At 69.0% G+C, this 26,022-nt stretch carries 24 protein-coding genes; 14 read left to right on the top strand and 10 right to left on the bottom strand.

Annotated features, from left to right (window positions below; genetic code table 11):
• The first annotated feature begins 185 nt into the window (after positions 1 to 185).
• A complete protein-coding gene (locus PCA_RS05370) occupies positions 186 to 2,660 on the top strand; it encodes a prolyl oligopeptidase family serine peptidase (protein ID WP_181301568.1) in 2,475 nt (824 codons plus the stop codon).
• A 125-nt stretch (positions 2,661 to 2,785) separates the two neighbouring features.
• On the opposite strand, the gene map is transcribed toward PCA_RS05370, so the two are convergent.
• Complete coding sequence (gene map, locus PCA_RS05365; RefSeq protein ID WP_181301567.1) at positions 2,786 to 3,553, bottom strand: type I methionyl aminopeptidase; 768 nt, start codon at positions 3,551 to 3,553, stop codon at positions 2,786 to 2,788.
• A gap of 325 nt (positions 3,554 to 3,878) precedes the next feature.
• On the opposite strand from map, the gene rpsB reads away from it, so the two are divergent.
• Together rpsB and tsf are read left to right on the top strand one after the other, a co-directional pair.
• Positions 3,879 to 4,760, top strand: coding sequence for a 30S ribosomal protein S2 (gene rpsB, locus PCA_RS05360; protein WP_181301566.1), 882 nt, complete (start codon positions 3,879 to 3,881; stop codon positions 4,758 to 4,760).
• A gap of 96 nt (positions 4,761 to 4,856) precedes the next feature.
• On the top strand, positions 4,857 to 5,735 hold the full coding sequence (gene tsf / locus PCA_RS05355; RefSeq protein WP_181301565.1) for a translation elongation factor Ts: 879 nt from the start codon (positions 4,857 to 4,859) through the stop codon (positions 5,733 to 5,735).
• 214 nt (positions 5,736 to 5,949) lie between these two features.
• Here the strand turns inward: tsf and PCA_RS05350 are convergent, their stop codons facing one another.
• Together PCA_RS05350 and purE are read right to left on the bottom strand one after the other, a co-directional pair.
• Positions 5,950 to 7,107 carry a 5-(carboxyamino)imidazole ribonucleotide synthase gene (locus PCA_RS05350; RefSeq protein ID WP_181301564.1) on the bottom strand — a complete coding sequence of 386 codons (1,158 nt, stop codon included), beginning with the start codon at positions 7,105 to 7,107 and terminating at the stop codon, positions 5,950 to 5,952.
• Positions 7,104 to 7,607 carry a 5-(carboxyamino)imidazole ribonucleotide mutase gene (purE, locus tag PCA_RS05345; RefSeq protein WP_181301563.1) on the bottom strand — a complete coding sequence of 168 codons (504 nt, stop codon included), beginning with the start codon at positions 7,605 to 7,607 and terminating at the stop codon, positions 7,104 to 7,106. Before purE ends, PCA_RS05350 begins: the two co-directional genes overlap by 4 nt.
• A 61-nt stretch (positions 7,608 to 7,668) precedes the next feature.
• Here purE and PCA_RS05340 point away from each other — a divergent pair, with 61 nt between their 5' ends.
• From PCA_RS05340 to PCA_RS05325, 4 genes are all read left to right on the top strand, one after another.
• Complete coding sequence (locus tag PCA_RS05340; protein WP_181301562.1) at positions 7,669 to 7,941, top strand: Trm112 family protein; 273 nt, start codon at positions 7,669 to 7,671, stop codon at positions 7,939 to 7,941.
• 87 nt (positions 7,942 to 8,028) lie between these two features.
• Positions 8,029 to 10,275: a DUF1631 domain-containing protein gene (locus PCA_RS05335; RefSeq protein ID WP_181301561.1), complete on the top strand. Its 2,247-nt coding sequence runs from the start codon at positions 8,029 to 8,031 to the stop codon at positions 10,273 to 10,275.
• A complete protein-coding gene (gene nadC, locus PCA_RS05330; RefSeq protein WP_181301560.1) occupies positions 10,272 to 11,129 on the top strand; it encodes a carboxylating nicotinate-nucleotide diphosphorylase in 858 nt (285 codons plus the stop codon). Before PCA_RS05335 ends, nadC begins: the two co-directional genes overlap by 4 nt.
• 53 nt (positions 11,130 to 11,182) lie before the next feature.
• Positions 11,183 to 11,647 (top strand): DUF3301 domain-containing protein, encoded by a 465-nt coding sequence (locus PCA_RS05325; protein ID WP_181301559.1) that lies wholly within the window; start codon positions 11,183 to 11,185, stop codon positions 11,645 to 11,647.
• Positions 11,648 to 11,677: 30 nt separating this feature from the next.
• Here PCA_RS05325 and PCA_RS05320 read toward each other — a convergent pair whose 3' ends face one another.
• The 5 genes from PCA_RS05320 to petA all read right to left on the bottom strand — a co-directional run bounded on the left by PCA_RS05320 (position 11,678) and on the right by petA (position 15,494).
• Entirely contained in the window at positions 11,678 to 12,103 is a 426-nt protein-coding gene (locus tag PCA_RS05320; protein WP_181301570.1) for a ClpXP protease specificity-enhancing factor, read from the bottom strand.
• A gap of 20 nt (positions 12,104 to 12,123) precedes the next feature.
• Positions 12,124 to 12,747: a glutathione S-transferase N-terminal domain-containing protein gene (locus PCA_RS05315; protein WP_181301558.1), complete on the bottom strand. Its 624-nt coding sequence runs from the start codon at positions 12,745 to 12,747 to the stop codon at positions 12,124 to 12,126.
• 92 nt (positions 12,748 to 12,839) lie between these two features.
• Positions 12,840 to 13,574: a cytochrome c1 gene (locus tag PCA_RS05310; RefSeq protein ID WP_181301557.1), complete on the bottom strand. Its 735-nt coding sequence runs from the start codon at positions 13,572 to 13,574 to the stop codon at positions 12,840 to 12,842.
• A gap of 13 nt (positions 13,575 to 13,587) precedes the next feature.
• Positions 13,588 to 14,889: a cytochrome bc complex cytochrome b subunit gene (locus PCA_RS05305; protein WP_181301556.1), complete on the bottom strand. Its 1,302-nt coding sequence runs from the start codon at positions 14,887 to 14,889 to the stop codon at positions 13,588 to 13,590.
• Positions 14,889 to 15,494: a ubiquinol-cytochrome c reductase iron-sulfur subunit gene (petA, locus tag PCA_RS05300; protein ID WP_181301555.1), complete on the bottom strand. Its 606-nt coding sequence runs from the start codon at positions 15,492 to 15,494 to the stop codon at positions 14,889 to 14,891. The genes PCA_RS05305 and petA overlap by 1 nt, the downstream gene beginning before the upstream one ends.
• Positions 15,495 to 15,692: 198 nt before the next feature.
• Between petA and PCA_RS05295 the strand changes: the two genes are divergently transcribed.
• Positions 15,693 to 16,862 carry a trypsin-like peptidase domain-containing protein gene (locus tag PCA_RS05295; protein ID WP_181301554.1) on the top strand — a complete coding sequence of 390 codons (1,170 nt, stop codon included), beginning with the start codon at positions 15,693 to 15,695 and terminating at the stop codon, positions 16,860 to 16,862.
• A gap of 1 nt (position 16,863) precedes the next feature.
• On the opposite strand, the gene PCA_RS05290 is transcribed toward PCA_RS05295, so the two are convergent.
• On the bottom strand, positions 16,864 to 17,958 hold the full coding sequence (locus PCA_RS05290) for a lytic transglycosylase domain-containing protein (protein WP_181301553.1): 1,095 nt from the start codon (positions 17,956 to 17,958) through the stop codon (positions 16,864 to 16,866).
• Between the two features lie 193 nt (positions 17,959 to 18,151).
• On the opposite strand from PCA_RS05290, the gene miaB reads away from it, so the two are divergent.
• The 6 genes from miaB (at position 18,152) to PCA_RS05260 (ending at position 25,000) form a co-directional block, all read left to right on the top strand.
• Entirely contained in the window at positions 18,152 to 19,495 is a 1,344-nt protein-coding gene (gene miaB, locus PCA_RS05285; protein WP_181301552.1) for a tRNA (N6-isopentenyl adenosine(37)-C2)-methylthiotransferase MiaB, read from the top strand.
• 156 nt (positions 19,496 to 19,651) lie between these two features.
• Positions 19,652 to 20,671: a PhoH family protein gene (locus tag PCA_RS05280; protein ID WP_181301551.1), complete on the top strand. Its 1,020-nt coding sequence runs from the start codon at positions 19,652 to 19,654 to the stop codon at positions 20,669 to 20,671.
• Positions 20,672 to 20,698: 27 nt separating this feature from the next.
• The gene (gene ybeY, locus PCA_RS05275; RefSeq protein WP_181301550.1) at positions 20,699 to 21,175 is read left to right on the top strand and encodes an rRNA maturation RNase YbeY; all 477 of its coding nucleotides are present in this window, start codon (positions 20,699 to 20,701) and stop codon (positions 21,173 to 21,175) included.
• Positions 21,176 to 21,495: 320 nt separating this feature from the next.
• A complete protein-coding gene (locus tag PCA_RS05270) occupies positions 21,496 to 22,347 on the top strand; it encodes a transporter associated domain-containing protein (protein WP_181301549.1) in 852 nt (283 codons plus the stop codon).
• A gap of 305 nt (positions 22,348 to 22,652) precedes the next feature.
• Entirely contained in the window at positions 22,653 to 23,867 is a 1,215-nt protein-coding gene (locus tag PCA_RS05265) for a DUF4105 domain-containing protein (RefSeq protein WP_181301548.1), read from the top strand.
• A gap of 116 nt (positions 23,868 to 23,983) precedes the next feature.
• On the top strand, positions 23,984 to 25,000 hold the full coding sequence (locus tag PCA_RS05260; RefSeq protein ID WP_255436678.1) for a magnesium and cobalt transport protein CorA: 1,017 nt from the start codon (positions 23,984 to 23,986) through the stop codon (positions 24,998 to 25,000).
• 161 nt (positions 25,001 to 25,161) lie between these two features.
• On the opposite strand, the gene PCA_RS05255 is transcribed toward PCA_RS05260, so the two are convergent.
• Positions 25,162 to 25,554: an endonuclease domain-containing protein gene (locus PCA_RS05255; RefSeq protein WP_181301547.1), complete on the bottom strand. Its 393-nt coding sequence runs from the start codon at positions 25,552 to 25,554 to the stop codon at positions 25,162 to 25,164.
• Positions 25,555 to 26,022: the final 468 nt, after the last annotated feature.

Here is a 26,022-nt window from a genome sequence, read left to right as displayed (position 1 = left end):
GTCACGGGCTGCGGTTGGCTGGGGGGGAGCCGCCATTGTGCCCAAGCGGCAAGCAGGCCGCATGCCGGGGCAGGCCCCCAACCAATGGCCCAGTTCGCAAGCAATTGCGACTGCTAGAGTCCGGGGACGCGTGCCCGGCCGGAGGCCGGGGCGCCCGTCGCCATTCATTACATGGGGAGATCGGGATGCATCTTCGAATTACCTGGCCTGCGATGCTGGTCGCGGGCGCCTGCCTGCTGGGAAGCGCGCCGGCATTCGCCGAATACGCGGTGCCGCCGGCCAATCTGCTGAAGGTGCTGAAAGCGCCGCCGCCGCCCTCGCCCAGCCTCGACCCCACCGGCCGGCGCATGCTGCTGGTCACCAGCCAGACCTATCCGTCCATAGAACGGGTGGCGCGGCCGTACCTGAAGCTGGCCGGCGTGCGCCTGGAGCCGGCCAACCGCAGCCGCCACGACACGCCCGCCGGCTACGGCATCCCGGCCTGCGTGGCCGATTTCACCCTGGTCGACATCGCCAGCGGCAAGGAGACCAGGGTCGCCCTGCCGGCCGGTGCCTGCCCGGGGCCGGCGCGCTGGTCGCCGGACGGCAACCGCCTCGTGTTCCAGAACGTCACGCCCACCGCGGTGGAACTGTGGCTGGGCGATGCCGCCAGCGGCCAGGCGCACAAGGTGCCCGGCGTGCAGCTCAACCCGATCTTCGACAGCGCGATGCAATGGCTGGACGGCAGCAAGACCTTGCTGGTGAAGAAGGTGCCCGACGGCCAGGGCCCGGCGCCGGCCGGGAATGCCGCCGGCATCGGCCCGGACATCCAGCAGTCGCTGGGCGGCAAGGGCCAGAGCAGCACCTACGAGGCGCGCGACCTGCTGGCCAGCGCGCACGACGAGGCGCTGTTCGCGTACTACGGCAGCTCGCAACTGGCGGTGGTGGACGCGGCCAGCGGCAGCGTGCGCAACGTCGGCAAGCCGGCCATCTACAAGGGGGTCGACGCCGCGCCGGACGGCGTCCACGTGCTGGTCGACGCGATCAAGCCGCCGTTCTCGCACACCGTGACCTACCAGCGCTTCCCGCACGACGTGGCGGTGCTGGACGTGGACAAGGGCACCTCCACGCCGGTCGCCAGCCTGCCGCTGGCCGACCGCGTGCCCATCCACGGCGTGCCGGAAGGCCCGATCAACTTCGAATGGCGCGCCACCGCACCGGCCACCCTGGTGTGGTCCGAAGCGCTGGACAAGGGCGACTGGAACGTCGACGTGCCGGCACGCGACAAGGTGATGAGCTGGAAGGCGCCGTTCGCCGGCAAGCCGGTGGAGATCGCCCGCACCAAGCAGCGCTTCGTCGGCTACGTGTGGACGCCGAAGCCGGACGTGGCGTTCCAGTACGAGATCGACGACAACCGCCACTGGCAGACCACCCGCATCGTCGACGTGGACAAGCCGGGCGACGCCGGCCGCGTGCTGTGGGACATGTCCAGCGACGAGCTGTACAAGGACCCGGGCATGTTCGTCTACCAGGTGCTGCCCAACGGCGCCTACGCGGCGCGCATGGACGGCGGCGCGGTGTTCCTGCGCGGGCAAGGCGCCTCGAAGCGGGGCGACCGTCCGTTCCTCGACCGGCTGGACCTGGCCACGCTGAAGAGCGAGCGGCTGTTCCGCAGCGGCACCGACGACTACGACCAGTTCCTGGGCTTCGCCGGCGAACCCGGCCGGTTCCTGACCTGGCACCAGTCGCTGATGGATCCGCCGAACGCGTTCGTGCGCACGCTGGGCGAGCGCACGGTCGACGCCGCCGATGGCGAAGCGCAGTACGCCTCCGCCGGCCGGCAGCTCACCCGGGTGCCCGACCCGACCCCGGAAGTGCGGCAGATCAAGAAACAGTTGGTGACCTACAAGCGCGCCGACGGCCTGGACCTGTCCTTCACCCTGTACACCCCGCCGGGCTACAAGCCGGGCACGCGCCTGCCGGCCGTGCTGTACGCCTACCCGGCCGACTACGCCAGCAGCGAACAGGCCGGCCAGGTGTCGGGCAGCCAGAACACCTTCACCCGCCTGCCCTATTACCGGCTGATGCTGCTGGCGGGCTACGCGATCATCGACAACGCCTCCTTCCCCATCGTCGGCGACCCCAAGACCGCCTACGACACCTACCTGGAGCAGTTGGAGGCCGACGCCAAGGCCGCGGTGGACAAGGCGGTGGAACTGGGCGTGGTGGACCGCGACCGCATCGGCGTCACCGGCCACAGCCACGGCGCGCTGATGACCGCGAACCTGATCGCCCACACCAAGCTGTTCCGCGCCGGCGTGGCGACCAGCGGCTCGTACAACAAGACGCTCACCCCGTTCGGCTTCCAGAACGAGCGCCGCACGGTGTGGCAGGCGCAGGACGTGTACCTGAAGGCCTCGCCGTTCTTCTACGCCGACAAGACCAAGCTGCCGCTGCTGCTGGTGCACGGCGAGGACGACGCCAACCCCGGCACCGAGCCGATCCAGTCGCGCAAGCTGTTCCAGGCCATCCGCGGCAACGGCGGCACGGTGCGCCTGGTGATGCTGCCGCACGAGCCGCACTGGTACACCGCGCTGGAATCCAACGAGCAGGTGGTGGCCGAGATGCTGCAGTGGTTCGACCGCTACGTGAAGAACGCGCCGGCGGAAGGGAAGGAGTAAGCCGCCCCTTGGCGCGGCGGCAGGCCGACCACCGGCGGCCTGCCCTGCCGGGACAAACGAAAGGCCCAGCCATGCGGCTGGGCCTTTTCGTTGGAAACCACTGCGGAGGGCGCTGTTCCCGCGCCTCAGCCCGCGTCCGGCCAGGGCGTGAGGATCTCGAAGCCGTCGGCGGTCACCGCGATGGTGTGCTCCCACTGCGCGGACAGCGAGTGGTCCTTGGTGACCACGGTCCAGCCGTCGGGCAGCTGCTTGGTATGCGGCTTTCCGGCGTTGATCATGGGCTCGATGGTGAAGGTCATGCCCTCCTTCAGTTCCACGCCGGTGCCGGGCTTGCCGTAGTGCAGCACCTGCGGCTCGTCGTGGTAGACCTTGCCGATGCCGTGGCCGCAGTACTCGCGCACCACGGAGAAGCCTGCCGCCTCGGCATGCTGCTGGATCGCATGGCCCACGTCGCCCAGGGTGGCGCCGGGGCGCACCACGCCGATGCCGCGCATCATCGCCTCGAACGCGGTGTCCACCAGCCGCTTGGCCAGCACCGAGGGCGTGCCCGCGACGTACATGCGGCTGGTGTCGCCGTGCCAGCCGTCCTTGATCACGGTGACGTCGAGGTTGACGATGTCGCCGTCCTTCAGCACCTTGCCCGGGCTGGGGATGCCGTGGCAGATCACGTGATTGACCGAGGTGCACAGCGTCTTCGGGAAGCCGTGGTAGCCCACGTTGGCCGGCACCGCCTTCTGCACGTTGACGATGTGCTCGTAGGCCAGCCGGTCCAGCTCCTCGGTGGTGACGCCGGGCTTGACGTGTTCCTTGAGCATGGCCAGCACCTCGGCGGCCATTTGGCCGGCCACGCGCATGCCTTCGAGGTCCTGGGGGGATTTAAGCGTAATAGCCATCTCGGTAGTCCAGATGGCGGCGCCCCGCCTGCCGATCAAGCCGGCATTGCAGGCAACTTGCCGCCGCGCCGGCGTACCGGCTACAATCTCACAGTTTTGCAGACCGTGATCGATCCGATCGACGCGCGCTCACTGCAAGGCGAAACGGGATTGTAACCGCGCAGCGGTACAAGCCCAAACCAACGCCACACACGCATCGGCACCGCCTTCGGGGTGCCGCAGCCGTCTCCGTCATTCAAGGAGGCCCTGCGGTCGAAGCCGGGGATGCGTGGAGGTCCCAACCCCCCGGGCCACCACAAAAAGGCCCAACGCAAGGAGTTACACCATGGCTCAAGTCACCATGCGCGAGATGCTCGAAGCCGGCGTGCATTTCGGTCACCAGACCCGTTACTGGAATCCGAAGATGGCCCCGTACATCTTCGGCGCCCGCGGCAAGATCCACATCATCAACCTCGAGAAGACCCTGCCGCTGTTCACCGACGCGATGAACTTCCTGTCGGGCCTGGCGCAGAAGCGCGGCACCATCCTGTTCGTGGGCACCAAGCGTTCGGCCCGCGAGGCGCTGATCGACGAGGCCACCCGCGCCGGCATGCCGTTCGTCACCGCGCGCTGGCTGGGCGGCATGCTCACCAACTTCCGCACCGTGAAGCAGTCGGTGGGCCGCCTGAAGGAGCTGGAAGCCGCCGAGACCGACGGCAGCTTCGACAAGCTGGTCAAGCACGAGGTGCTGTCCCTGCGCCGCGAGCGCGAGAAGCTCGAGAACTCGCTGGGCGGCATCAAGAACATGAACCGCCTGCCCGACGCGCTGTTCGTGATCGACATCGGCCACGAAGACATCGCCGTGCAGGAAGCCCGCAAGCTGGGCATCCCGGTGGTGGCGGTGGTCGACACCAACTACAACCCGGAGCTGGTGGACTACGCGATCCCGGGCAACGACGACGCGATCCGCGCGATCCAGCTGTACGCCCGCGCCGCCGCCGACTCGATCCTGGAAGGCAAGGCCGCCGCGCCGGCCGCCGCCCAGGGCGACGCCAACGAGTTCGTCGAACTGGACGAGGAAGGCAACCCGGTCGCCAAGGCCGAGCGCAGCGAGCGCAAGCAGGCCGCTCCGCGTCGCGACCGCGATGCCGCCCCCCGCAAGGGTGCCGGCGCGCCGCGCCGCGACGGCGGTCGCGACGGCGCACGTGGCCCGCGCGACGCCAAGTAAGCCGATACGGCGGCGGGCAACCGCCGCCGCAACGACAAGCCATCCCGACGTCGTGGCGCGACCCGCCGCGACGCCATGAGCATTCGAGGAATACCGATGAGCAATATCTCCGCCCAACTGGTCAAGGAACTGCGCGAGCGTTCCGGCGCCGGCATGATGGAATGCAAGAAGGCGCTGGTCGAGAACAGCGGCGACATCGACGCCGCGATGGAATGGCTGCGCAAGACCGGCATGGTCAAGGCCGAGAAGAAGGCCGACCGCATCGCCGCCGAAGGCCGCATCGCCGCCGCCCAGGCCAACGGCAAGGCCGTGCTGGTCGAGGTCAACAGCGAGACCGACTTCGTCGCCAAGGCGCCGAACTTCATCGAGTTCACCAACGCCGTCGCCGAGGCCGCCCTGCAGGCCAGCGCCGGCGACATCGACGCCGTGAAGGCCGCCGCCTTCCCCGGCGCCGCCAGCATCGAGGAAGCCGCCAAGGCGCAGACCGCGACCATCGGCGAAAAGATCGAAGTGCGCCGCGCGGCGCGCGTCGAGAACGCCGGCCCGCTGGCCACCTACTCGCACGGCGGCAAGATCGGCGTGATCGTGGCGCTCAAGGGCGGCTCGGACGAGCTGGCCAAGGGCATCGCGATGCACGTGGCGGCGATGAACCCGCCCTACGTGAAGGCCGAGGACGTCCCCGCCGACTTCATCGCCAAGGAAAAGGAAATCGCGCTGGCCGCGATGTCGGACAAGGAAAAGAACAAGCCGGCCGACATCCTGGAGAAGATCGTCTCGGGCAAGATCAACAAGATCGTCTCCGAGGTCACCCTGGTCGGCCAGCCCTACGTGCTGGACACCAACGTCACCGTGGGCGAGGCGCTGAAGAAGGAAGGCGCCGACGTCGTCGCCGTGGTGCGCCTGGCCGTGGGCGAAGGCATCGAGAAGGTGCAGGAAGACTACCTGGCCGAAGTCGCCAAGGCGATGCAGGGTTAAGCGCGCAAGCGCGCCTGACCCTGCGCGCACACGGACGGGCGCACGCGCAGCGGAGCCTGATTCGCCCCGCGAATCAGGCGAGTCGAAAAAGGGGCGGCAGCCCCTTTTTCGACCATCAGGCACGCACGCTCCTGCCTTGGCTTCTCAAGCGCCAAAAACAGAAAAAGCCGCGGACATCCGCGGCTTTTTCATGCCCCGGGCAACGACAGGCAACTCAAGCTCGCAGCACTTCCACTGCCGGAACCACCTGCGCCTCGCGCCCCAACTCGCGCCCCATCCCCTCCAGTCGCTGCGCCAGCACCGCCGCAACCGGGGCGCACACCGTGGCATGCCCCACCTTGCGGCCCGGCCGCGCCTGCTTGCCGTAGTCGTGCCAGTGCGCGTCGACGCCGCGCAGCACCGGCGCGGGGTCGGGCAGCTCGCCGATCCAGTTGAACATCCCGGACATCCCGCGCGCGCCGGTGTCGCCCAGCGGCAGGCCCAGCACGGCGCGCACGTGATTCTCGAACTGGCTGGTGTGCGCGCCCTCGATGGTCCAGTGGCCGGAGTTGTGCACGCGCGGCGCCATCTCGTTGCCGAGCAGCTCGCCGTCCTGCACGAACAGCTCCAGCGCGAACACGCCCACGTAGTCCAGCCGCTCGGCCAGCGTGCGCGCCAGCGCGGTGGCGCGCGGCTGCAGCTCGTCGATGTCGGAAGCGGGAGCGAGGCTGAAGCTCAGCACGCCATCCACGTGCCAGTTGCGGGTCAGCGGCCAGGTGCGGAAATCGCCGTCGCGGCTGCGCACCGCCAGCACCGACAGTTCGCGCTGGAACGGCACGAAGGCCTCCAGGATCAAGCCATGCTTTGTCGCCTGCGCGCCCAGCTCGGCCCAGGCGGCATCGGCGTCGGCCACGGTCTTCAGCCGGAACTGGCCCTTGCCGTCGTAACCCAGGCGCCGGGTCTTGAGGATGGCCGGGGCGCCCACCGCCGCCAGCGCGCGGTCCAGGCCGGCGCGGTCGTCCACCGCCAGGAAGGCGGGCGTGGCCAGGCCGCATTCGCGGAACAGGGTCTTCTCGGCCAGGCGGTCCTGCGCCATCGCGAGCGAGCGCGGGTTCGGGAACACCGCCACCCGCTCGGCCAGCCATTGCGCGGTTTCGGCCGGCACGTTCTCGAAATCGAAGGTGGCGACGTCGACCTTGCGCGCGAAATCCTCCAGCGCGGCGTAGTCGGTCCAGTCGGCCCTGACCAGCGGCGCCACCTGGCCGGCGCAGGCGTCGGCGGCGCTGTCCACCACCAGCGTGTTCACGCCCAGCGGAGCGGCCGCCAGCGCCAGCATGCGGGCCAGCTGGCCGCCGCCCAGGATGCCCAGCACCGGTTGTCGCGATGCGCTCATGCGCGGGGGTCCGGCTGGTCCAGCACGGCCTGGGTCTGCCTGGCGCGCCACTGCTCCAGCGACTGGGCCAGGCGGGGGTCGGTCAACGCCAGCACCGCCGCGGCGAGCAGGCCCGCGTTCACCGCGCCGGCGCGGCCGATCGCCAGCGTGCCCACCGGGATGCCGGCCGGCATCTGCGCGATCGAGAGCAGCGAATCCATGCCGTTCAAGGCCTTGGACTGCACCGGCACGCCGAACACCGGCAACCGGGTCTTGGCGGCAAGCATGCCCGGCAGATGGGCAGCCCCGCCGGCGCCGGCGACGATCACCTGGATGCCGCGGCCCACGGCCTGTTCGGCATAACGGAACAGCAGGTCCGGCGTGCGGTGGGCGGACACCACCTGCACCTCGTGCGCCACGCCCAGCTCGGTCAGCACCCCGGAGGCATGTTCCATGGTTTCCCAGTCGGAACGCGACCCCATCACCACGCCCACCCGCGGCGTTTCCGTCGTTGCTGTCATGGCCCGGCCGTCCAAAAGTGGTTATTGTACGGGCTTTCCGGTGCCACAACGATTTTCCGCCATGGACAAGCGCCTGCTCGACATCCTGTGCTGCCCCGTCAGCAAGACGCCGGTGCGTCCGCTGGCCCGCGCCGAGCTGGACGCGCTGAACGGCGCGATCGCGGCCGGCGCAGTGGTGACGACGGCGGGAGCGCCGGTGCGCGAGCGACTGGACGAAGGCCTGGTCACCATCGACCGCAAGCTGATCTACCGCGTAGACGACGGCATCCCCGTGATGCTGCCCGAGGAAGGCATAGGCACCACCCAGCTCGACGATTTCCCGGCCGCGGCCTGACGTGTTCCCACGCTTCGAACCCTCGTCAACGGATCGACGAACCAACCGCAGGACGCCTGGCGCCAACGACGAGCTTCCGCTGTGGCCATGAACGAAGCCTATGAACCGCCCAAGATCGTGCCGCTGGCGCCGCGCGCCGACGCCACGGGCGAGCGCGTGGGCGAGTTGCTCAATGCCGTGCGCGGCATCGCCGGCAAGCGCCTGCAGCAAGGCCTGGGCAACCTGTTCGAGCACGTGGACGACGCGCTGTTCGACCTCGCCGAGAAGGCCGAGAACAACGCCACCCAGACGCACTACTTCGACGGCATGCGCGAAGTGCGCAAGCGCCGCCCGGCGATCGAGCGCAGCTTCCTCGCCACCGTGAACCGCGAGCTGGGCGCGCTGGCCGGACGCTCCGCGCCGGCCGCCCCGATGCCGCCCATGGCCGAGCTGTCGCTGGTGGGGGATTCCGAGCTGGAGGAGTCGCTGGCGATCACCAGCATGAACAGCAAGCACGAGAGCCGCCTCGTGCACGACCTGTTCGCGATCAACCAGCGCCTCTCGGTGATCTGCGCGGGCCGCAAGATCGAGGACGCCGGCAACCCGATCGCCCCGGCCGCGCTGACCCAGGCGTTCCGCCAGGCGCTGAAGGAGCTGAGCGCGGACATGCGCGTCAAGCTGCTCATCTACAAGCTGTTCGACCGCTACGTGCTGTCCACGCTTGAAGACCTGTACGCCGAGGCGAATGCCGAACTGGCCCGCGCCGGGGTGCTGCCGCAGCTGCGCACGGCGATGCCGCGCGGCGACTCCCGCCCGCAGCCGTCGCCGCAAACCGACAGCGCGGCGGCGGGGCCGGACGAAACCGGCGACCCCGCCACGGCCGAACTGCTGCAGACCCTGCACGGCCTGTTCGTGGCACGGCGCGGCAGCCCCGTCGCGCACGTCCGGCCCGGCGATGCCGGCGGTCCGCCGCCCTCCACCAACGAGCTGCTGGGCGCGCTCAGCGTGCTGCAGACCCAACTGGCCGCCGGCGCGATGCCGGCGCCCAGCATGCCGGCCGGCGACGGCCGCCTCGAACGGGAAGTGGTGGCCCAGCTCAAGGAGCAGTTGCTGGGCCAGCTCGGCGCCTTGCGCGGCAGCCGCCCCAGCCACGTCACCCACATCGACGAAGACACCATCGACCTGGTCGGCATGCTGTTCGAGTTCATCCTCGAGGACCAGACCCTGCCGGCCGAAATGCAGGTGATGCTGGCGCGGCTGCAGATCCCCTACCTCAAGGCGGCGATCCTCGACCGCAAGATGTTCGCGCACCGCCAGCACCCGGCGCGCCGCCTGCTGGACGCGCTGGCCGAACAGGCCAAGGGCTGGTCGCCGGAGTCGGATCGCGACGGCCGCCTGCACGACAAGGTCAAGGCCATCGTCGACCAGCTGCTGCACGAGTTCGACGACGACCTGGGCATCTTCGAGCGCCTGCTGCTGGACCTGCAGCAGTTCCACGAACTGAACCGGCGCCGCTCCGAACTGGCCGAGCAGCGCGTGGCCGAGTCCACGCGCGGCCGCGAGAAACTGGAACAGGCACGGCGCCGCGCCGCCCGCGAGATCGTCGACCGCATCGGCGGCCGCAAGCTGCCGGCGCTGGTGCACGAGGTGCTGGCGCGCGCCTGGGCCAACCACCTGGTGCTGGTGCTGCTGCGCCAGGGCGAGGACTCGGCCGAGTTCCGCGACGGGCTGGCTTTCGTGGACGATTTCATCGCCAGCACGCAGCCGCCGCAGGATCCGCTCGCCCGCCAGCAACTGCGGCAGCTGCTCCCCGGCATCGAGCGCGCGCTGCGCCTGGGCCTGGCCAACGTCGCGTTCCAGCCGCAGGACATCGAGCGCCTGCTGGCACAGTTGCGCGACTGGTACGGCCAGTTGCTGGGCGAACCGGCGCGCGGCGCCGCACCGGCCGTCGGCGCCACCGCCGCGATCCCGGAAAGCATCCAGCCCATCGTCGAGCCGCATGCCGCGGACCCCGACGAACTGCCCGGAGAGAGCGTGCCGGTCGCCACCGACAGTCCCGAGTGGCACCAGGTGGAGGCGCTGCAACCCGGGGTCTGGCTGGAATTCCAGTTGCCCGACGAACCGATGGTGCGCGCGAAGCTGTCGTGGATCAGCCCGATGAGCGGCCGCTACCTGTTCGTCAACCGGCGCGGCCTCAAGGTGGCCGACTACGCCCCGCAGGAACTGGCCGTGCTGCTGGCCGGCGGCCATGCGCAGGTGCTGGCCACCAACGCGCTGTTCGATCGCGCGATGAGCGCCATCGTCACGCGCCTGCGCCAGCCCGGCCCGGCCCAACCCGGCACGCCTGCTGCATGAACCCCCGCCTCCCGTTCGACCCGCCCGGACCCGAACTGATCGCCGCCGACGTGGCACGGGCCTTTGCCGAGGATCTCGGCAACGGCGACGCCACCGCCGAACTGCTGCCGGCCGACGCCGTGGCCGAAGCCGCGCTCACCTGCCGCGACGACGCGGTGATCGCCGGGGCGCCATGGTTCGACGCCTGCTTCCGGCGCCTGGACCCGGCCGTGCGCATCGATTGGGCGGTGGGCGACGGCGCCCGCGTGGCGCCAGGCACCGTGATATGCCGCCTGTCCGGCCATGCCCGCTCGCTGGTGAGCGCCGAGCGCTCGGCACTGAACTTCCTGCAACTGCTGTCCGGCACCGCCACCGTCACCGCCACCTACGTGGCCGCGGTGGCCGGCACCCGGGCGCGCGTGCTCGACACCCGCAAGACCGTGCCAGGCCTGCGCCTGGCGCAGAAATACGCCGTGCGCTGCGGCGGCGGCCACAACCACCGCATCGGCCTGTACGACGCGATCCTGGTGAAGGAAAACCACATCATCGCCGCCGGCGGCATCGCGCCGGCGGCGGCCGCGGCGCGACGCCTGCATCCGACGCTGCTGCTGGAAGTGGAAGTGGAAAACCTGGACGAGCTGCAGCAGGCGCTCGCCGCCGGCGTGGACCGCATCATGCTGGACAACTTCAGCGTGCCGCTGATGCGCGAGGCGGTGCAGCTCACCGCCGGGCGCGTGCCGCTGGAAGTGTCCGGCAACGTGGACCTCACCACCATCGGCGAGTACGCCCGCACCGGCGTCGACTACATCTCGGTGGGCGCGCTGACCAAGCACGTGCACGCGGTCGACCTGTCGCTGCGCCTGCAACTGGGCTGAGCCCTTCCGGCGCCGCCTTGCGCGGCGCGCCGGCCGCCCACACACTTGCACGCATGGGCAACGTCAACGACCTCCTGGTACTGCTGGCGCTGGTCGCCGTGATCGGGCTGTGGCTGAAGCTGAGCGCGGCGCGCGAGCGCGCGGCCGCCATGGCGCGGCAGCAGTGCGAGCGCCACGGCCTGCAACTGCTGGACGAGACCGTGGGCCTGCGCGCGCTGCGTTTGCGCCGCGTGGCCGGGCGGCGGCGGCTGGAGCGCTGCTACGGTTTCGAGGTGAGCATCGACGGCGCCGACCGCGAACAGGGCTCGCTGTGGATGCTGGGGGACGGCATGAGCGAACTGCGGCTGCCCACGGTGGTGCTGATGCCGCCCGAAGCCGCCGCGATGGCGGCGCCGGAACCGCGGCACGCGCCCCCTGCCCAAGACGAGGTCGCCGCGCAGCCGGACGAAGCGTCGCGCGCCAGCAACGTGGTCCCGTTGCGCCCGCGCCAGCGTTCCGGCGGCGACACCTTGCACTGAGCCGGCGCGCAGCGCCGGCGGGGCCGCTGCCTACTTGATCACCCGCAGGTGCGGCGCGCCGCGCTTGGGCTTTTCCTGGGAACCGCCGTTCTGGCCGGAGCCGGGCTCGTCGGGCGCCGATGCGGGCGGCGGCGTGTCGCCGCCTTCCTCGTCAGCCGGGAACATCATGCCCTGCCCGTTCTCCTGGGCGTACAGCGCCAGCACCGAGCCGACCGGGATGCGCAGCGCGTGGCTGACGCCGGAGAAGCGCGCCGAGAAGCCGATCCAGTCGTTGCCCAGTTCCAGGTTCGCCACCGCGCGCATCGCGATGTTCAGCACCACCTGGCCGTTCTTGACCACCTGCGGCGGTACGCGCACGCCTTCGCCGGTGGCGTCGATCAGCAGGTACGGGGTGAGCCCGTTGTCGCTGATCCAGTCGTAGACCGCCCGCAGCAGATAGGGGCGGTTGGAAGTCATCGGATGGGTTACTTCGTTCATCAGGGTCGCATGGCCTTTTCCTGCTCGGTCATGCTGCGCGAAAAACCCTGACTGTGGAAGAGCCGTTCGCCATAGTCGAGGATGGGCTTGCCCTCGCGGCCCAGGTCCACGCCCAGCCACGGCAGCCGCCACACCACCGGCGCCACCAGGCAGTCGGCGAGGCTCATCTCGGGGTTGAGGAAGAACCGGGCGGCCTTGAACAGCGGCAGCGCGGCCAGCAGGTGGGCGCGCAGGCGCTTGCGCGCCGGATCGGCGGTGCGGCCGCCGGCGCGGATGACGTCCACCTCGGTGAGCCAGTCCTTCTCGATGCGCACCGCCGCCACGCGCAGGCGCGCGCGGGAAAGCGGATCGATCGGCATCAGCGGCGGGTGCGGATAGCGCTCGTCGAGGTACTCGCACACCACGCTGGCGTCATACAGGGTGAGGTCGCGGTCGACCAGCGTGGGCGTGCTGCCGTAGGGGTTGAGGTCGAGCAGGTCCTCCGGCGGTTTGCCCGGCTCCACCAGCACGCGTTCGTAGGCGACGCCCTTGGCGGCAAGCACCAGGCGGGCGCGGTGGCTCTGGACGTCGTCGGCCGTGGTGTAGAGGGTGAGTGCGGTACGCGAGCGGGCGCTTGGAACCATGCGCGGTATTCCCTGTTGCGGTGGCACGAATGCGGCGGTCCGGAAGTCGGCCGACTCCCGGACCACCGCACCCTACGGGTGTAGCCCCTGAATCAGTGGACGTCCTTCCAGTATTCCTTCTTGAGCAGGTAGGCCAGCAGCGTGAACAGCGCCAGGAACAACAGCACCCAGATGCCGTAGTTGTGCCGCTGCAGGGCCGCCGGCTCCGAAACGTACTCCAGGAAGTTCACCAGGTCACGCGTGGCCTGCTGGTACTGCGCCGGGGTCAGCTTGCCCGGATGGCTCAGCTCCAGCTTCTCCACCGCGTCGCTGCCGGGCTTCTTCACCGCGGTCTGCTGGCCTTGCAGCTCCCACAGCGGGAACGGCATCGACGCGTTCTGCAGCGTGGTGTTGTTCCAGCCGATCGGGCTCTTCGGGTCCAGGTAGAACGTGTTGAGGTAGGTGTAGACCCAGTCGGCGGTCTTCGCGCCCACTTCCAGCGACAGGTCCGGCGGTTCCTTGCCGAACCACTTGGTCGCGTCTTCCGCCGGCATGTGCGAGATCACGGGATCGTCGAACTTCGCGCCGGTGAAGTTGAGGTTCTGCATCACCTGCTGCTCGGTGAGCCCGAGGTCGTCGGCGATGCGCGAGTAGCGCATGTACTTCAGCGAGTGGCAGCCCACGCAGTAGTTGAAGTACAGCTTGGCTCCGCGCTGCAGCGAGGCCTGGTCGCCCACGCCGGAGCCCGACGCCATCAGCGCCGCACCGCCTTCCGCCGCCTGCGCCGCCGGCTGGCCGGCGACGAGCAGGCCCAGGGTCAGCGCAACCGCGGGAAGGATCCGTTTCATCAAGAGCGTCGGCTTAGTCATGCATCGTCACCCGATCCGGAACCGGCTTGGTCTTCTCCCAGCCGAAATGTGTATAGGCCCACAGGAACGCGAAGAAGCCGAAGTAGATCAGCGTCATCGTGCGGCCGAACGCGTTCTCCCAGGCGGTCACGTCGACGTTGCCGAACCAGGCCGGGATCGCCTCGGCGACGAGGCCGGCGCCCACCGCGCCCAGGCTGAGGAACGCGATCACGAACAGCGCCAGCGCCACCTTGAAGCCGGTGCCGCGGTAGCGCACCGACTTGACCTGCCCGCGGTCGAACCAGGGCAGCAGGAACAGCACCACGATCGCGCCGAACATCGCCAGCACGCCCCACACGGCGGTGCCGGCGAACGACGGGATCATGCGCACGATCGCGTAGAACGGGGTGAAGTACCACACCGGCTTGATCTCCGCCGGGGTGAGCAGGTTGTTCGCCGCGATCGAGTTGTCGTGCTCGAGGAACCAGCCGCCGAAGCTGGGCGCGAAGAAGATGATGAACGCCGCGACGATCAGGAAGACGCCCACGCCGAACAGGTCCTTCACCGTGTAGTACGGGTGGAAGGGGATGCCGTCGGTGGGCGCCGCCGGGTTCCAGCGGTTGCCCTTGGGGCCGTGCTTGACGTCGACGCCGTCGGGGTTGTTCGAGCCCACCTCGTGCAGCGCGGCCAGGTGCAGCACCACCAGCAGCAGCAGCACGATGGGCAGCGCGATCACGTGCAGCGCGAAGAAGCGGTTGAGCGTGGCGTCGGCGGGCAGGAAGTCGCCCATGATCCACTCGACCAGCTGGTTGCCGATCACCGGGATGGTGCCGAACAGCGACACGATCACCTTCGCGCCCCAGAACGACATGTTGCCCCACGGCAGCACGTAGCCCATGAACGCCTCGGCCATCAGCACCAGGAAGATCAGCATGCCGAGCAGCCACACCAGCTCGCGCGGCTTCTTGTACGAGCCGTACATCATGCCGCGGAACATATGCAGGAACACCACCACGAAGAACAGCGATGCGCCGGTGGAGTGCATGTAGCGGATCAGCCAGCCCCACTCCACGTCGCGCATGATGTACTGCACCGAGTCGAACGCGCCGGCCGCGCTCGGGTTGTAGTTCATCGTGAGGAAGATGCCGGTGACGATCTGGTTGACCAGCACCAGCATCGCCAGCGAACCGAAGTAGTACCAGAGGTTGAAGTTCTTCGGCGCGTAGTACTCCGACATGTGCTTGCGGTACATGGGCGCCAGGCCCGGTGCCCGCTCGGTGACCCAGTCGCCGATGCTTGCGAATACGTTGGCCATTACGCTGCTCCCTCCGGACCCACGCCGATCTGCACCGTCGTGTCGTCGATGAAGTGGTACGGCGGGATTTCCATGTTCTTCGGCGCGGGCACGCCCTGGTACACGCGTCCGGCCATGTCGTAGCGCGAGTGGTGGCAGGGGCAGTAGTAGCCGCCCTGCCAGTTCGGGTCGAACGGCTCGGGCTTGATCTCGCCCGCGTAGGCCGGCACGCAGCCCAGGTGGGTGCAGATGCCGACCATCACCAGCCACTCGGGCTTGATCGAGCGCGCCTCGTTCTGCGCGTACTTCGGCTGCTGGCCGGCGGAGGTGCCGTCGGACTTGGGATCGACCAGGCGCGAGTCCTGCTTCGGCAGCGTCGCCAGCTGCGCCGGCGTCCGGTTGACGATGAACACGGGAAGGCTGCGCCAGCCCACGATCAGCTGCTGGCCCGGCTCGATCTTCTTGAGTGACTGGGTGACCGGAGCTCCGGCGGCCTTGGCGCGCGCGCTGGGTTCCCACGACTTGATGAAGGGCACGGCCGCCGAAACGATTCCCACGCCACCGACCACCGCGGTGGCCGTCGTGAGAAACCGGCGGCGGCCATGATCGACGACTTCGTTCGCCATCAGGCTCTCCGGTACTTGGTGTACTTGCTGCGTCAGGAAGGGCTCTTGCCCCGGCAAGGATTCGGAACCCCTAAAAATCGCGTTAGTCTAGCGTCAGCCCCCGCACCGTACAATAAAAGCACCGCGACGTATCGACGCTCCCCTGCCTCCACCAGCCTACCCTACCGTCCGCCCGCCCGTCACGGATTGCAGCTCGAAATGAAACATGCCGCCGGCACGCTCGCCTTTCTCGCCCGCTGTGTCGTCGTCGGCCTCGCGGCTGCGTTCGTGATCGGCCTGTTCTGGCCCGGCAGCGGCGAGCGCCTGCGCGCCCGGCTGGGCCTGCCCACCGCGCCGGCGGCGGGAGCGCCGGCGCCTTCCGCGCCGACCTCGTACGCCGACGCGGTCGCCGAGGCGGCGCCGTCCGTGGTGAACATCTACGCCGACAAGATCGTCAACGAACCGGCGATCAAGATGTACGACAACCCCGTCCTGCAGCAGCTGCTGGGCGGCACGCTCACCACCTACGCGCGCCGCGAGCAGACGCTGGGCTCGGGCGTGATCGTCAGTGCACAGGGCTACGTACTCACGAACTACCACGTGATCTCGCACGCCACCGACATCCAGGTGCTGCTGTACGACGGCCGCGTGGCCAGCGCCAAGGTGGTCGGCTCGGACGAGGAGACCGACCTGGCCGTGCTGAAGATCGACGCCGGCAACCTGCCGTTGATACGGATCGCCGAAGACAAGCCGCGCCCCGGCGACGTGGTGCTGGCGATCGGCAATCCGCTGGGCCTCAACCAGACGGTGACCATGGGCATCGTCAGCGCGGTGGGCCGCCAGTTGAACAGCTCCAGCGCGGAGGACTTCATCCAGACCGACGCGGCGATCAACCTCGGCAACTCCGGCGGCGCGCTGGTCAACGCGGACGGCAAGCTGGTGGGCATCAACACCGCGCTGATCGGCAAGGCCGCGAACGCCGAGGGCATAGGCTTCGCGATCCCGGTGGGCACGGCCAAGAAGGTGCTGGACCAGATCGTCGCCACCGGCCACGTGGTGCGCGGCTGGCTGGGCGCGGACTACACCTTCGTGCCGGTGGCCGCCGACAGCGGCCTGCCCGCGGCGGCGCGCGGCGCCCAGGTCGCCGACGTGTATCCCGGCAGCCCGGCCGCGCTCGCCGGCATCCAGCCGCGCGACATCCTGCTGCGCATCGGCGACGACAACATCCGCGACCCGGCCGACCTGCGCCGGCGCGAGTCGGCGATCAAGCCCGGCACCACGGTGGAACTCTCCGGCCTGCGCAACGGCAGCCCGTTCCATACCAAGGCCACGCTGACCGAACGCCCGCCGATGAGCGTGGAAGCCTCGACCGGCAACGAGCCGCAGTGACTCAGCCCGGCCCGGCCGCCGCCAGCGGCGGACGCAGCGCCGCCTCGTAGCGCTTGCGCAAGGTGTCCACGCGCTGCACGTAGACCTGGGTTTCCGCATACGGCGGCACGCCGTTGTAGCGCTGCACTGCGCCCGGGCCGGCGTTGTAGGCCGCCGCGGCGAGGCGCTCGTTGCCGCCGAAATCGCGCAGCAGCACGCCGAGGTAACGCGCGCCGCCGCGGATGTTCTGGCCGATGTCGAACGCGTCCAGCACGCCCATGTCGTTCGCGGTGCCCGGCATCAGCTGCATCAGCCCCTGCGCGCCCTTCAGCGACAGCGCGCGCGGATTGAACGCGCTTTCGGCGTGGATGATCGCGCGCAGGAACGCCTCGTCCACGCCGTACTCCATGCTGGCCGTGCGTATCGCCTCGGCGTAGGCGGTGAGGTTGAGCGGCACGCTGCCCCAGCGGACGGGCGAGTGCAGGTTGCAGGCGAAGCAGGTGGCGATGTAGCTGAACAGCATCGTCGCCGCCGGCGCGTTGCGCCCGGCCGGCCGGATGTTGGTGTACTCCACGCTGCCGTCGGCGCGCACGATGCGGTACACCGCGCCGCGCAGCACGCGGTCGCCCGGCGCCGCGGCCGCGGGCAGGTCCGGCAGCGCGACCGCCTTGCCGCTCGACTGCTGGTAGGTCCAGCGCCCGCGCACCCCGGTCGGCACCGCCGAGGCCGGCGGCGGCGCATCGGCTGCCGGGGGCGGCTTCGCGGTGCTCAGCACGCCGCCCTGCACCGCTGCCAGCGAGGCGGCTTCGGCACCCGGCCGGGTACCCACCACCGCACCGCGCACCTGCTGCAGCGAGGCCTTGGCTGCGCGCCGCGCGGGCGCGCCGTAGCTGCCCAGCTTGTGGCAGGCCTGGTAGCCCGCCGTGCTGCCGGTGAACACCGTCTCGCCGGTGGCGCCGGTGCAGCGATACAGCTCGCCCGCCCGCGCCGCCGGCCACCACAGCAGGCCGGCCAGCAGCACGCCGGCCAGCGCGATCCCGCGCGGGATCGTGGCGAATGACGGGGAGCGCGCACGCAGCCGGCCGGCACTCCCCCTGTGGCGTACGGCGTCGGACATGGCGGGAGTGTGCCGCCGCGACGCGGCGGCGCCAAGGGCCGAGGTGCCGTTTCGTGCGCTGCGACCACCCCGGACGCCTTCCAAGTGCCTGATCCGGCAGGCCCGCTTGCTGGCAGCCGGCGGCCGGCCAGCGTAAAATGCGCGGTTCGGCGCCATCCATGCCGCGCCCCGCGCAACCACGGTAACCAGCACCATGAGCGGCAAGCTTTTCATCAAGACCCACGGCTGCCAGATGAACGAGTACGACTCGGCCAAGATGGCCGACGTGCTCAAGGCTTCGCACGGCCTGGAGCTGACCCGGGACGAGTCCGAGGCGGACGTGATCCTGATCAACACCTGCTCGATCCGCGAGAAGGCGCAGGAAAAGGTGTTCAGCCAGCTCGGCCGCTGGAAGGAGTTCAAGCAGGGCGGCAAGCCGGTGCTGATCGGCGTGGGCGGCTGCGTGGCTTCGCAAGAGGGCGAGGCCATCATCAAGCGTGCGCCGTTCGTGGACCTGGTGTTCGGCCCGCAGACCCTGCACCGCCTGCCCGAGCTGATCGAGGCCAACCGCGCCACCCACCAGCCGCAGGTGGACATCTCCTTCCCCGAGATCGAGAAGTTCGACAAGCTGCCCGAGCCGCGCGCCGAGGGCCCCACCGCCTTCGTCTCGATCATGGAAGGCTGCTCCAAGTACTGCAGCTACTGCGTGGTGCCCTACACCCGCGGCACCGAGATCAGCCGTCCGTTCGACGACGTGCTGGTGGAAGTGGCGCAGCTCGCCGAACAGGGCGTGCGCGAGGTGAACCTGCTCGGCCAGAACGTCAACGCCTACCGCGGCCCCATGCACGACGGCGGCATTGCGGACCTTGCCGTGCTGATCCACGCCATCGCGCAGATCGAGGGCATCGGCCGCATCCGCTTCACCACGTCGCACCCGCTGGAATTCTCCGACTCGCTGGTCGAGGCCTACGCCAGCGTGCCCAAGCTCGCGAACTTCCTGCACCTGCCGGTGCAGGCCGGCTCCGACCGCATCCTCGCCGCGATGAAGCGCGGCTACACCGCGCTGGAGTTCAAGCAGAAGATCCGCAAGCTGCGCGCCGTGCGCCCGGACATCTGCATCAGCTCCGATTTCATCGTGGGCTTCCCCGGCGAAACCGACGAGGATTTCGGCAAGACCATGAAGCTGATCGACGACGTGGGCTTCGACCAGAGCTTCAGCTTCATCTTCTCCGCCCGCCCCGGCACACCCGCCGCCAGCCTCGCCGACGAGACGCCGATGGCCGTCAAGCACCAGCGGCTGGAACAGCTGCAGGCCGCGATCAACGCCAACGCGAAGCGCATCAACGAGGCGATGGTCGGCACCGTGCAGCGCGTGCTGGTCGAAAAGCCCAGCACCAAGAACCCGCACGAACTCGCCGGCCGCACCGAGAACATGCGCTACGTGAACTTCCCCGGCGACGCGCGCATGATCGGACGCTTCGTCGACGTGCTGGTCACCGACGCCATGACGAACTCGCTGCGCGGCCGCGTGCATGCGCTGGCTGAAGAAGCCGCCTGAGAAACAAAGCCCCCCTCCCTCCGGGAGAGGGGTTGGGGTGAGGGTTCGGACTGGCGGCAAGTTTCCGGCAATACGCTCCGCCTGCACCCTCATCCGCCTGTCGGCACCTTCTCCCGGAGGGAGAAGGATTCATTCCCCAAGTCCTTCAACGAATCCATGACCCCAGGCCTCAACGAACGCGATTTCGCCCTCGATCCCGAAGACAACGCCCGGCTTGCCACCCTGTGCGGGCCGTTCGACGAACACCTGCGCCAGATCGAACTGCGCCTCGGCGTGGAGATCGACCATCGCGGCAACCTGTTCAAGGCGATCGGCGAGGAAGCCGCCGCGCGCAGCGCGGAAAAAGTGCTGCGCGCGCTCTACGCCGTCACCGAGAACGAAACCCTCAACGGCGCGAAGATCAACCTGCACCTGGCCGAGTCCGGCGTGGATGCGCTGGCCGCCGACGCGGGCGAAGGCGCGCAGGAAGTGCTGATCAAGGTGAAGCGCGGCGTGATCAAGGGCCGCGGCCCCAACCAGGCGCGCTACCTGCACGCCATCTCGCGCCACGACATCAACTTCGGCGTGGGTCCGGCCGGCACCGGCAAGACCTATCTCGCCGTGGCCAGCGCGGTGGAGGCGCTGGAGGCGAACCGCGTGCAGCGCCTGCTGCTGGTGCGCCCCGCGGTCGAGGCCGGCGAGAAGCTGGGCTTCCTGCCCGGCGACCTCACGCAGAAGGTCGACCCCTACCTGCGCCCGCTGTACGACGCGCTGTACGAGATGCTCGGCTTCGAGAAGGTCGCCAAGCTGATCGAGCGCAACGTGATCGAGATCGCGCCGCTGGCCTACATGCGCGGCCGCACCTTGAACGATTCCTACGTGATCCTCGACGAGGCGCAGAACACCACCGTCGAGCAGATGAAGATGTTCCTCACCCGCATCGGCTTCGGCTCGGTGGCGGTGATCACCGGCGACGTCAGCCAGGTCGACCTGCCGCGCAACGTGCGCTCCGGCCTGCGCCACGCGGTGGAAGTGCTGCGCGGCGTGGACGGCATCAGCTTCACCTTCTTCACCTCGCGCGACGTGGTGCGCCATCCGCTGGTGGCGAAGATCGTGCGCGCCTACGAGGCGTTCGAGGAAGCCGCGAACGGAGATTCGGGCAACGGGGTGCGGAACAAGCCAGGAACGGCCTCCTGACCTCTTCCGCCACCACGGACCACCGCCATGCCGCGCGCCGCCCTTCCGAATCCCGCCCTGGTCCACTTGGGCTACGCCGTACCGCGCGTGGGCGTCCCGGCGCCCGCGAGCTTCCGCCGCTGGGTCGAGGCTGCGCTGCGCGGCGCGAGGCGGCGGCGGCCGGCGGAGCTTTCCATCCGCATCGTCGGCGTCGACGAGGGCCGTGCGCTCAACCGCGACTACCGCGGCAAGGACTACGCCACCAACGTGCTCTCGTTCGAGGCGGAACTGCCGCCGGGGCTGCGGCTCCCGCTGATCGGCGACATGGTGATCTGCGCTCCGGTGGTGGCCCGCGAGGCCGCCGAGCAGGGCAAGCGCGCGCGCGACCACTGGGCCCACCTCACCGTGCACGGCACGCTGCACCTGCTCGGCCACGATCACGTGGTGGAAGCTGAAGCCGAGGCGATGGAGGCGCTGGAGACGCGCATCCTCGCCGGCCTGGACATCGCCGATCCCTACGCGTAGGGATGGTCTGATTTTGCTCATCACCCCAGCGAAGGCTGGAGGCGCTTCACAACAGCGAAACCGGTCATCCTGTGCCGGCAAGCCACTGAAAACAAGGGCACTGGATGACTCGCTGCGCTCCCCCTTCGGGGCCGCCCTGCGGGCGTTCTGCGCGCTTTGCGCTTGTCCTGCCTTCGCAGGAATGACGAGCAAGCAGCCGATCAACCGGGCCATCCCCGGACCGGGCGTATCTCGGCCGCAAGGGCTTGTGCCCTGAATTGTCACGGATTTTCCGCTAGACTCGGCTTTCCGCCCAGCCACGGGCAGTTGCACTTCGAGTAATGAACGACGACCCCGGCAGTACCAGCGGCCCGGCCCATCGCACCTGGTGGGATCGACTGGGCCATCTGTTTTCCGGCGAGCCACGCAACCGCGCGGAACTGATCGACGAGCTGCGCACCGCCCAGGTCAACGGCCTGCTCGGCGCCGACACCCTGCCCATGCTGGAAGGTGCCCTCAAGGTCACCGAGCTGAGCGTGGACGACGTGATGATCCCGCGCGTGCAGATCGTGATGATCGCCGCCGACGCGCCGCTGGCGGACATCCTTGCCGCGGTGGTGGAATCCGGCCACTCGCGCTTCCCCGTGCACGGCGAGGACAAGGACGAGATCCTCGGCGTGCTGCTGGCGAAGGACTTGCTGAAGTTCTTCGGCAACGGCAGCGACTTCGACATCCACGCGATCCTGCGCCCCGCGGTGCTGATCCCCGAGTCCATGCGCCTCAACGTGCTGCTGGCCGAGTTCCGCCGCAGCCGCAACCACATGGCGCTGGTGGTGGACGAGTACGGCGGCGTGGCCGGCCTGATCACGATCGAGGACGTGCTGGAGCAGATCGTCGGCGAGATCGACGACGAGCACGACGACGAGGAAGAGCCCGCGCTGATCCATGCGCAGGCCGACGGCTCGTGGCTGGTCAGCGCGCTCACGCCGATCGAGGACTTCAACGAGGACGTGGGCGCCACGTTCTCCGACGAGGAATTCGACACCATCGGCGGCCTGATCACCGCTGAATTCGGCCACCTGCCCGAAGCGGGCGAGGAAGCCGTCGCCGGCGAATTCCTGTTCCACGTCACCGAAGCGGACGACCGCCGCGTGCAGCAGTTCCGCGTCACCCGCCGCGCCAACGACGCCTGAGCCACCGTTCCGGCCGCCTGCAGGGAACCAGCGCTTCACCCTCCGCTGCCTGCGGGAAACCAGAACCTCTCCCTCCCCTGCTTGCAGAGAACCAGAACTTCCCCCTCTCCTGCTTGCAGGGAACCCGCACTTCCCCCTCCCCTGCTTGCAGGGAACCAGAACTTTCCCCCTCCTGCATGCAGGGAACCCGCACTTTCCCCCTCCCCTGCTTGCAGGGGAGGGTCGGGGTGGGGTAGACAGGCTCGCCACAAGCCCCCCTCCCAACCTCCCCCTGCCAGCAGGGGGAGGGGCAAAGCCCAAAGACCATGCGCCCCCTCGCCAAACTGCTTTCCCTCCTCGCCCTGCTCCTGCTGGCCACCGCCCCGGCGCAGGCCAGCGTCGCCAACGCCCCCGGCGCGAACCTCGAAGTCTCGCTGGTCACCTACGGCCCGGGCGAGGTCTACTGGGAGCGCTTCGGCCACGACGCGATCGAGCTGCGCGACACCGTCAGCGGCGAGGCGGTGAACTTCAACTACGGCGTGTTCGACTTCAACGAGAAGAACTTCTTCCTCAACTTCGCGCGCGGCCGCATGCATTACCTGATGGACGCCGAGTCCGCGGTCGACGAAGAGGGCTACTACGCCCAGGTCGGCCGCTCGGTCACCCGCCAGCGCCTGGCGCTCACGCCCGAACAGGCCGCCGCGCTGCGCGACTTCCTGTTCTGGAACCTGCGCCCCGAGAATGCCGGCTACAACTACGACTACTACGCGGACAACTGCACCACGCGCGTGCGCGACGCGCTGGACAAGGCGCTGGGCGGCATCCTGAAGGCGCGCCTGTCCGCGCAGACCGGCGGCATGAGCTACCGCCAGCAGACCGACCGCCTGATGAGCGCACAGCCCTGGCTGATGCTGGTGCTGGACCTCGGCCTCGGTCCCTATGCCGACCAGCCGATGAACGCGTGGAGCGAAAGCTTCCTGCCCCAGGAACTGCAGAACCACCTGCGCGGCATCCACGTGGCCGACGGCCACGGCGGCACGCAGCCGCTGGTGCAGGACGAACGGTTGCTGTCGCCCAACCGGCTGTCCGTGCCGCCTGCGCAGGCGCCGGACCTGCGCCTGCCGCTGGGCGCGACCGGGCTGGTGTTCGCCGCCCTGCTCGCCATCACCGCGCGCCGCGCGCGGCTGGTCCACGCCCTGCTTGCCACGCTCTACCTCGTCGTCGCCGGCCTGGTCGGCCTGCTGCTGCTGGCGCTGTGGACGCTCACCAGCCACCACTCCGCCTGGCACAACGCAAACCTGCTGCTGTTCAGTCCGCTCGCGTTCCTGCTGCTGCGCGCCGTGTGGCGCGCGCGCCGCGGCCTCGCCCCCTCGCGCTTCGCGAACACCATGCTGATCCTGCAACTCGCCGCCGCCCTGGTCGCCGTGCTGCTGCACCTGCTGCCCGGCACGGTGCAACAGAACCAGCCGTGGATCCTGTTCGCCCTGCCGGTCTGGCTGGCGATCGCGTGGAGCCTGCGGCGTGCGGCCCCGGCGGGCTGAGACCAGCCGCGGCGCGAACGGTGTTCGCGGCCGCCGAAAAATTCTTGCACTCGCGTGACGGCAAAGTGCAGAAGACCGCCATTGCCGCCCCATGGCGCACGCGGCATCATGCAGCCATGTTGACGCCCGCCACCCATACAGACGCTCCGACCGACGGCCGCATGGTGGTCAACTGCGTCGCCTACCGCAACGACGGCCAGCGTATCGGCGACGTGAGCATCGACGCGATCAGCGACGTGCTCAAGGAGCCGGACACCTTCGTCTGGGTCGGCCTGCACGAGCCGGACACCGCGCTGCTGCTGAAGCTGCAGGAGGAGTTCGACCTGCACGATCTCGCCATCGAGGACGCGCAGGGCGCCGCCCACCAGCGCACCAAGATCGAGTCGTACGGCAACTCGCTGTTCATGGTGGTGCAGACCGCGCAACTGGACGGCGGCCACATCGCGTTCGGCGAAACGCACATCTTCCTGGGCGAACGCTACCTGGTCACCGTGCGCCACGGCGCCTCGCTGTCCTATGCGCCGGCCCGACGCAGCTGCGAGCACTCGCCCGAACTGCTGGCGCTGGGGCCGAGCTACGGCCTGTACAGCGTGCTGGACTTCATCGTGGACAACCTGCTGCCCATCGTGCGCGACTTCCGCGAGGAACTGCAGGAGCTGGAACAGGACATCTTCGCCGACAGCTTCAACCGCGACACCGTGCGCCGCCTGTACGACATGCAGCGCGACCTGATGACCTTGCGCCTCGCCGTATCGCCGCTGCAGGACGTGATCAGCCAGTTGGTGCGCCTGCATCCGCTGCTGATTCCCGACGAACTGCGCGCCTACTTCCGCGACGTGCACGACCACGCCACGCGCGTCAACGACGCGATCAACGCGATGCGCGAGATGCTCAACGCGGCGATCAGCGTGAACCTGTCGCTGGTCACCTTCGGCCAGAACGAAGTGATGAAGAAACTCGCCGGCTGGGCCGCCATGCTCGCCGCGCCCACCCTGCTCATCAGCTGGTACGGCATGAACTTCGCCAACATGCCCGAGCTGCACGAATCCTGGGGTTACCCCCTGATGATCGTGCTGGTGCTGTGCGTGGTCGGCGGCATCTACGTGGGACTCAAGCGGGCAAAGTGGTTGTAGACACCGCTTCGTCCCCTCTCAGCAGACCGGCGCAGAAGATACGTGCCCTTCCGCTCTCAGCAGACCGGTGCGGAAGAAGCACGCCTTTCCGCTCTCAGCAGACCGGCGCGGAAGAAGCACGCCCTTCCGCACGCAGGAACGCAATCGCCAACCACACGCGATCAACCCCCTCCCCTGCCTGCAGGGGAGGGCCGGGGTGGGGTCGAACTTTCACCAACCCGCAACTCCACCCACCTCCACACCTCCTCCAATACTGCATCCGTCCGCAGCAACACGTCGTCGTTCCAGAAGCGCAACACCCGATAGCCAAGCGCCTCGATCGCCCGCGTGCGATCAGCGTCCCGTGCCATCGCATCCAGGTGCTGCCCACCGTCCAGCTCCAGCACGAGCCGGGCCGGCATGCAGACGAAATCGACGATGTAACCGGCCAACGGATACTGGCGGCGAAACTTGCATCCGACGATTTGCCGACAGCGCAGATGGCGCCACAGATGCCGCTCGGCGTCGGTGGCCGCATTGCGCAGCCGACGGGCTCGCTCCCACTTGCGCTGCATGGGCAGTCCTTGCCAATGACGGGAGAGAAGCTTTACCCCCTCCCGACCTCCCCCTGCAAGCAGGGGGAGGAGAAAAGCTCTGCAGGCGCCGAGTGGAGCGATTCGACACTCCTGCGCCGCAGGCAGAAAAGAACATCCGACGCAATTCCAGGCAGTGGTATGCCGACTCCACGCAGCGGCACGGAAACAAGCCCACACCGCGCATCAACTCCCTCCCCTGCTTGCAGGGGAGGGTTGGGGTGGGGTCGCTCTGGTGACTACTCCGCGCCCCGCCTCCCCGTCCACTGTCTCAGCCAAGCGTTCACAGTGCCGGTAGCCGCATTACGCAACCGACGGGCACGCTCCCACTTGCGTTGCGTGGGCAGTCCTTGCCAATGACGGGAGATGAGCTTTACCCCCTCCCGACCTCCCCCTGCAAGCAGGGGGAGGAGAAAAGCTCTGCAGGCGCTGAGTGGAGCGATCCGACAC

Origin of the sequence: Rhodanobacter sp. PCA2, from assembly GCF_013620825.1 — a bacterium.
In the GTDB taxonomy this organism is placed as follows: domain Bacteria; phylum Pseudomonadota; class Gammaproteobacteria; order Xanthomonadales; family Rhodanobacteraceae; genus Rhodanobacter_A.
This window is presented reverse-complemented; position numbering and strand designations above follow the sequence as displayed.

Excerpts from the sequence above, each read along its gene's own strand:
- PCA_RS05280 (WP_181301551.1), top strand. The coding sequence starts at position 19,652 with ATGACCCCAGGCCTCAACGAACGCGATTTCGCCCTCGATCCCGAAGAC.
- PCA_RS05295 (WP_181301554.1), top strand. The coding sequence starts at position 15,693 with ATGAAACATGCCGCCGGCACGCTCGCCTTTCTCGCCCGCTGTGTCGTC.
- ybeY (WP_181301550.1), top strand. The coding sequence starts at position 20,699 with ATGCCGCGCGCCGCCCTTCCGAATCCCGCCCTGGTCCACTTGGGCTAC.
- PCA_RS05340 (WP_181301562.1), top strand. The coding sequence starts at position 7,669 with ATGGACAAGCGCCTGCTCGACATCCTGTGCTGCCCCGTCAGCAAGACG.
- PCA_RS05260 (WP_255436678.1), top strand. The coding sequence starts at position 23,984 with ATGTTGACGCCCGCCACCCATACAGACGCTCCGACCGACGGCCGCATG.
- PCA_RS05270 (WP_181301549.1), top strand. The coding sequence starts at position 21,496 with ATGAACGACGACCCCGGCAGTACCAGCGGCCCGGCCCATCGCACCTGG.
- PCA_RS05325 (WP_181301559.1), top strand. The coding sequence starts at position 11,183 with ATGGGCAACGTCAACGACCTCCTGGTACTGCTGGCGCTGGTCGCCGTG.
- rpsB (WP_181301566.1), top strand. The coding sequence starts at position 3,879 with ATGGCTCAAGTCACCATGCGCGAGATGCTCGAAGCCGGCGTGCATTTC.
- PCA_RS05265 (WP_181301548.1), top strand. The coding sequence starts at position 22,653 with ATGCGCCCCCTCGCCAAACTGCTTTCCCTCCTCGCCCTGCTCCTGCTG.
- PCA_RS05350 (WP_181301564.1), bottom strand. The coding sequence starts at position 7,107 with ATGAGCGCATCGCGACAACCGGTGCTGGGCATCCTGGGCGGCGGCCAG.
- map (WP_181301567.1), bottom strand. The coding sequence starts at position 3,553 with ATGGCTATTACGCTTAAATCCCCCCAGGACCTCGAAGGCATGCGCGTG.
- PCA_RS05305 (WP_181301556.1), bottom strand. The coding sequence starts at position 14,889 with ATGGCCAACGTATTCGCAAGCATCGGCGACTGGGTCACCGAGCGGGCA.
- PCA_RS05255 (WP_181301547.1), bottom strand. The coding sequence starts at position 25,554 with ATGCAGCGCAAGTGGGAGCGAGCCCGTCGGCTGCGCAATGCGGCCACC.
- miaB (WP_181301552.1), top strand. The coding sequence starts at position 18,152 with ATGAGCGGCAAGCTTTTCATCAAGACCCACGGCTGCCAGATGAACGAG.
- purE (WP_181301563.1), bottom strand. The coding sequence starts at position 7,607 with ATGACAGCAACGACGGAAACGCCGCGGGTGGGCGTGGTGATGGGGTCG.
- PCA_RS05315 (WP_181301558.1), bottom strand. The coding sequence starts at position 12,747 with ATGGTTCCAAGCGCCCGCTCGCGTACCGCACTCACCCTCTACACCACG.
- PCA_RS05370 (WP_181301568.1), top strand. The coding sequence starts at position 186 with ATGCATCTTCGAATTACCTGGCCTGCGATGCTGGTCGCGGGCGCCTGC.
- PCA_RS05335 (WP_181301561.1), top strand. The coding sequence starts at position 8,029 with ATGAACGAAGCCTATGAACCGCCCAAGATCGTGCCGCTGGCGCCGCGC.
- tsf (WP_181301565.1), top strand. The coding sequence starts at position 4,857 with ATGAGCAATATCTCCGCCCAACTGGTCAAGGAACTGCGCGAGCGTTCC.
- PCA_RS05320 (WP_181301570.1), bottom strand. The coding sequence starts at position 12,103 with ATGACTTCCAACCGCCCCTATCTGCTGCGGGCGGTCTACGACTGGATC.
- PCA_RS05290 (WP_181301553.1), bottom strand. The coding sequence starts at position 17,958 with ATGTCCGACGCCGTACGCCACAGGGGGAGTGCCGGCCGGCTGCGTGCG.
- petA (WP_181301555.1), bottom strand. The coding sequence starts at position 15,494 with ATGGCGAACGAAGTCGTCGATCATGGCCGCCGCCGGTTTCTCACGACG.
- nadC (WP_181301560.1), top strand. The coding sequence starts at position 10,272 with ATGAACCCCCGCCTCCCGTTCGACCCGCCCGGACCCGAACTGATCGCC.
- PCA_RS05310 (WP_181301557.1), bottom strand. The coding sequence starts at position 13,574 with ATGAAACGGATCCTTCCCGCGGTTGCGCTGACCCTGGGCCTGCTCGTC.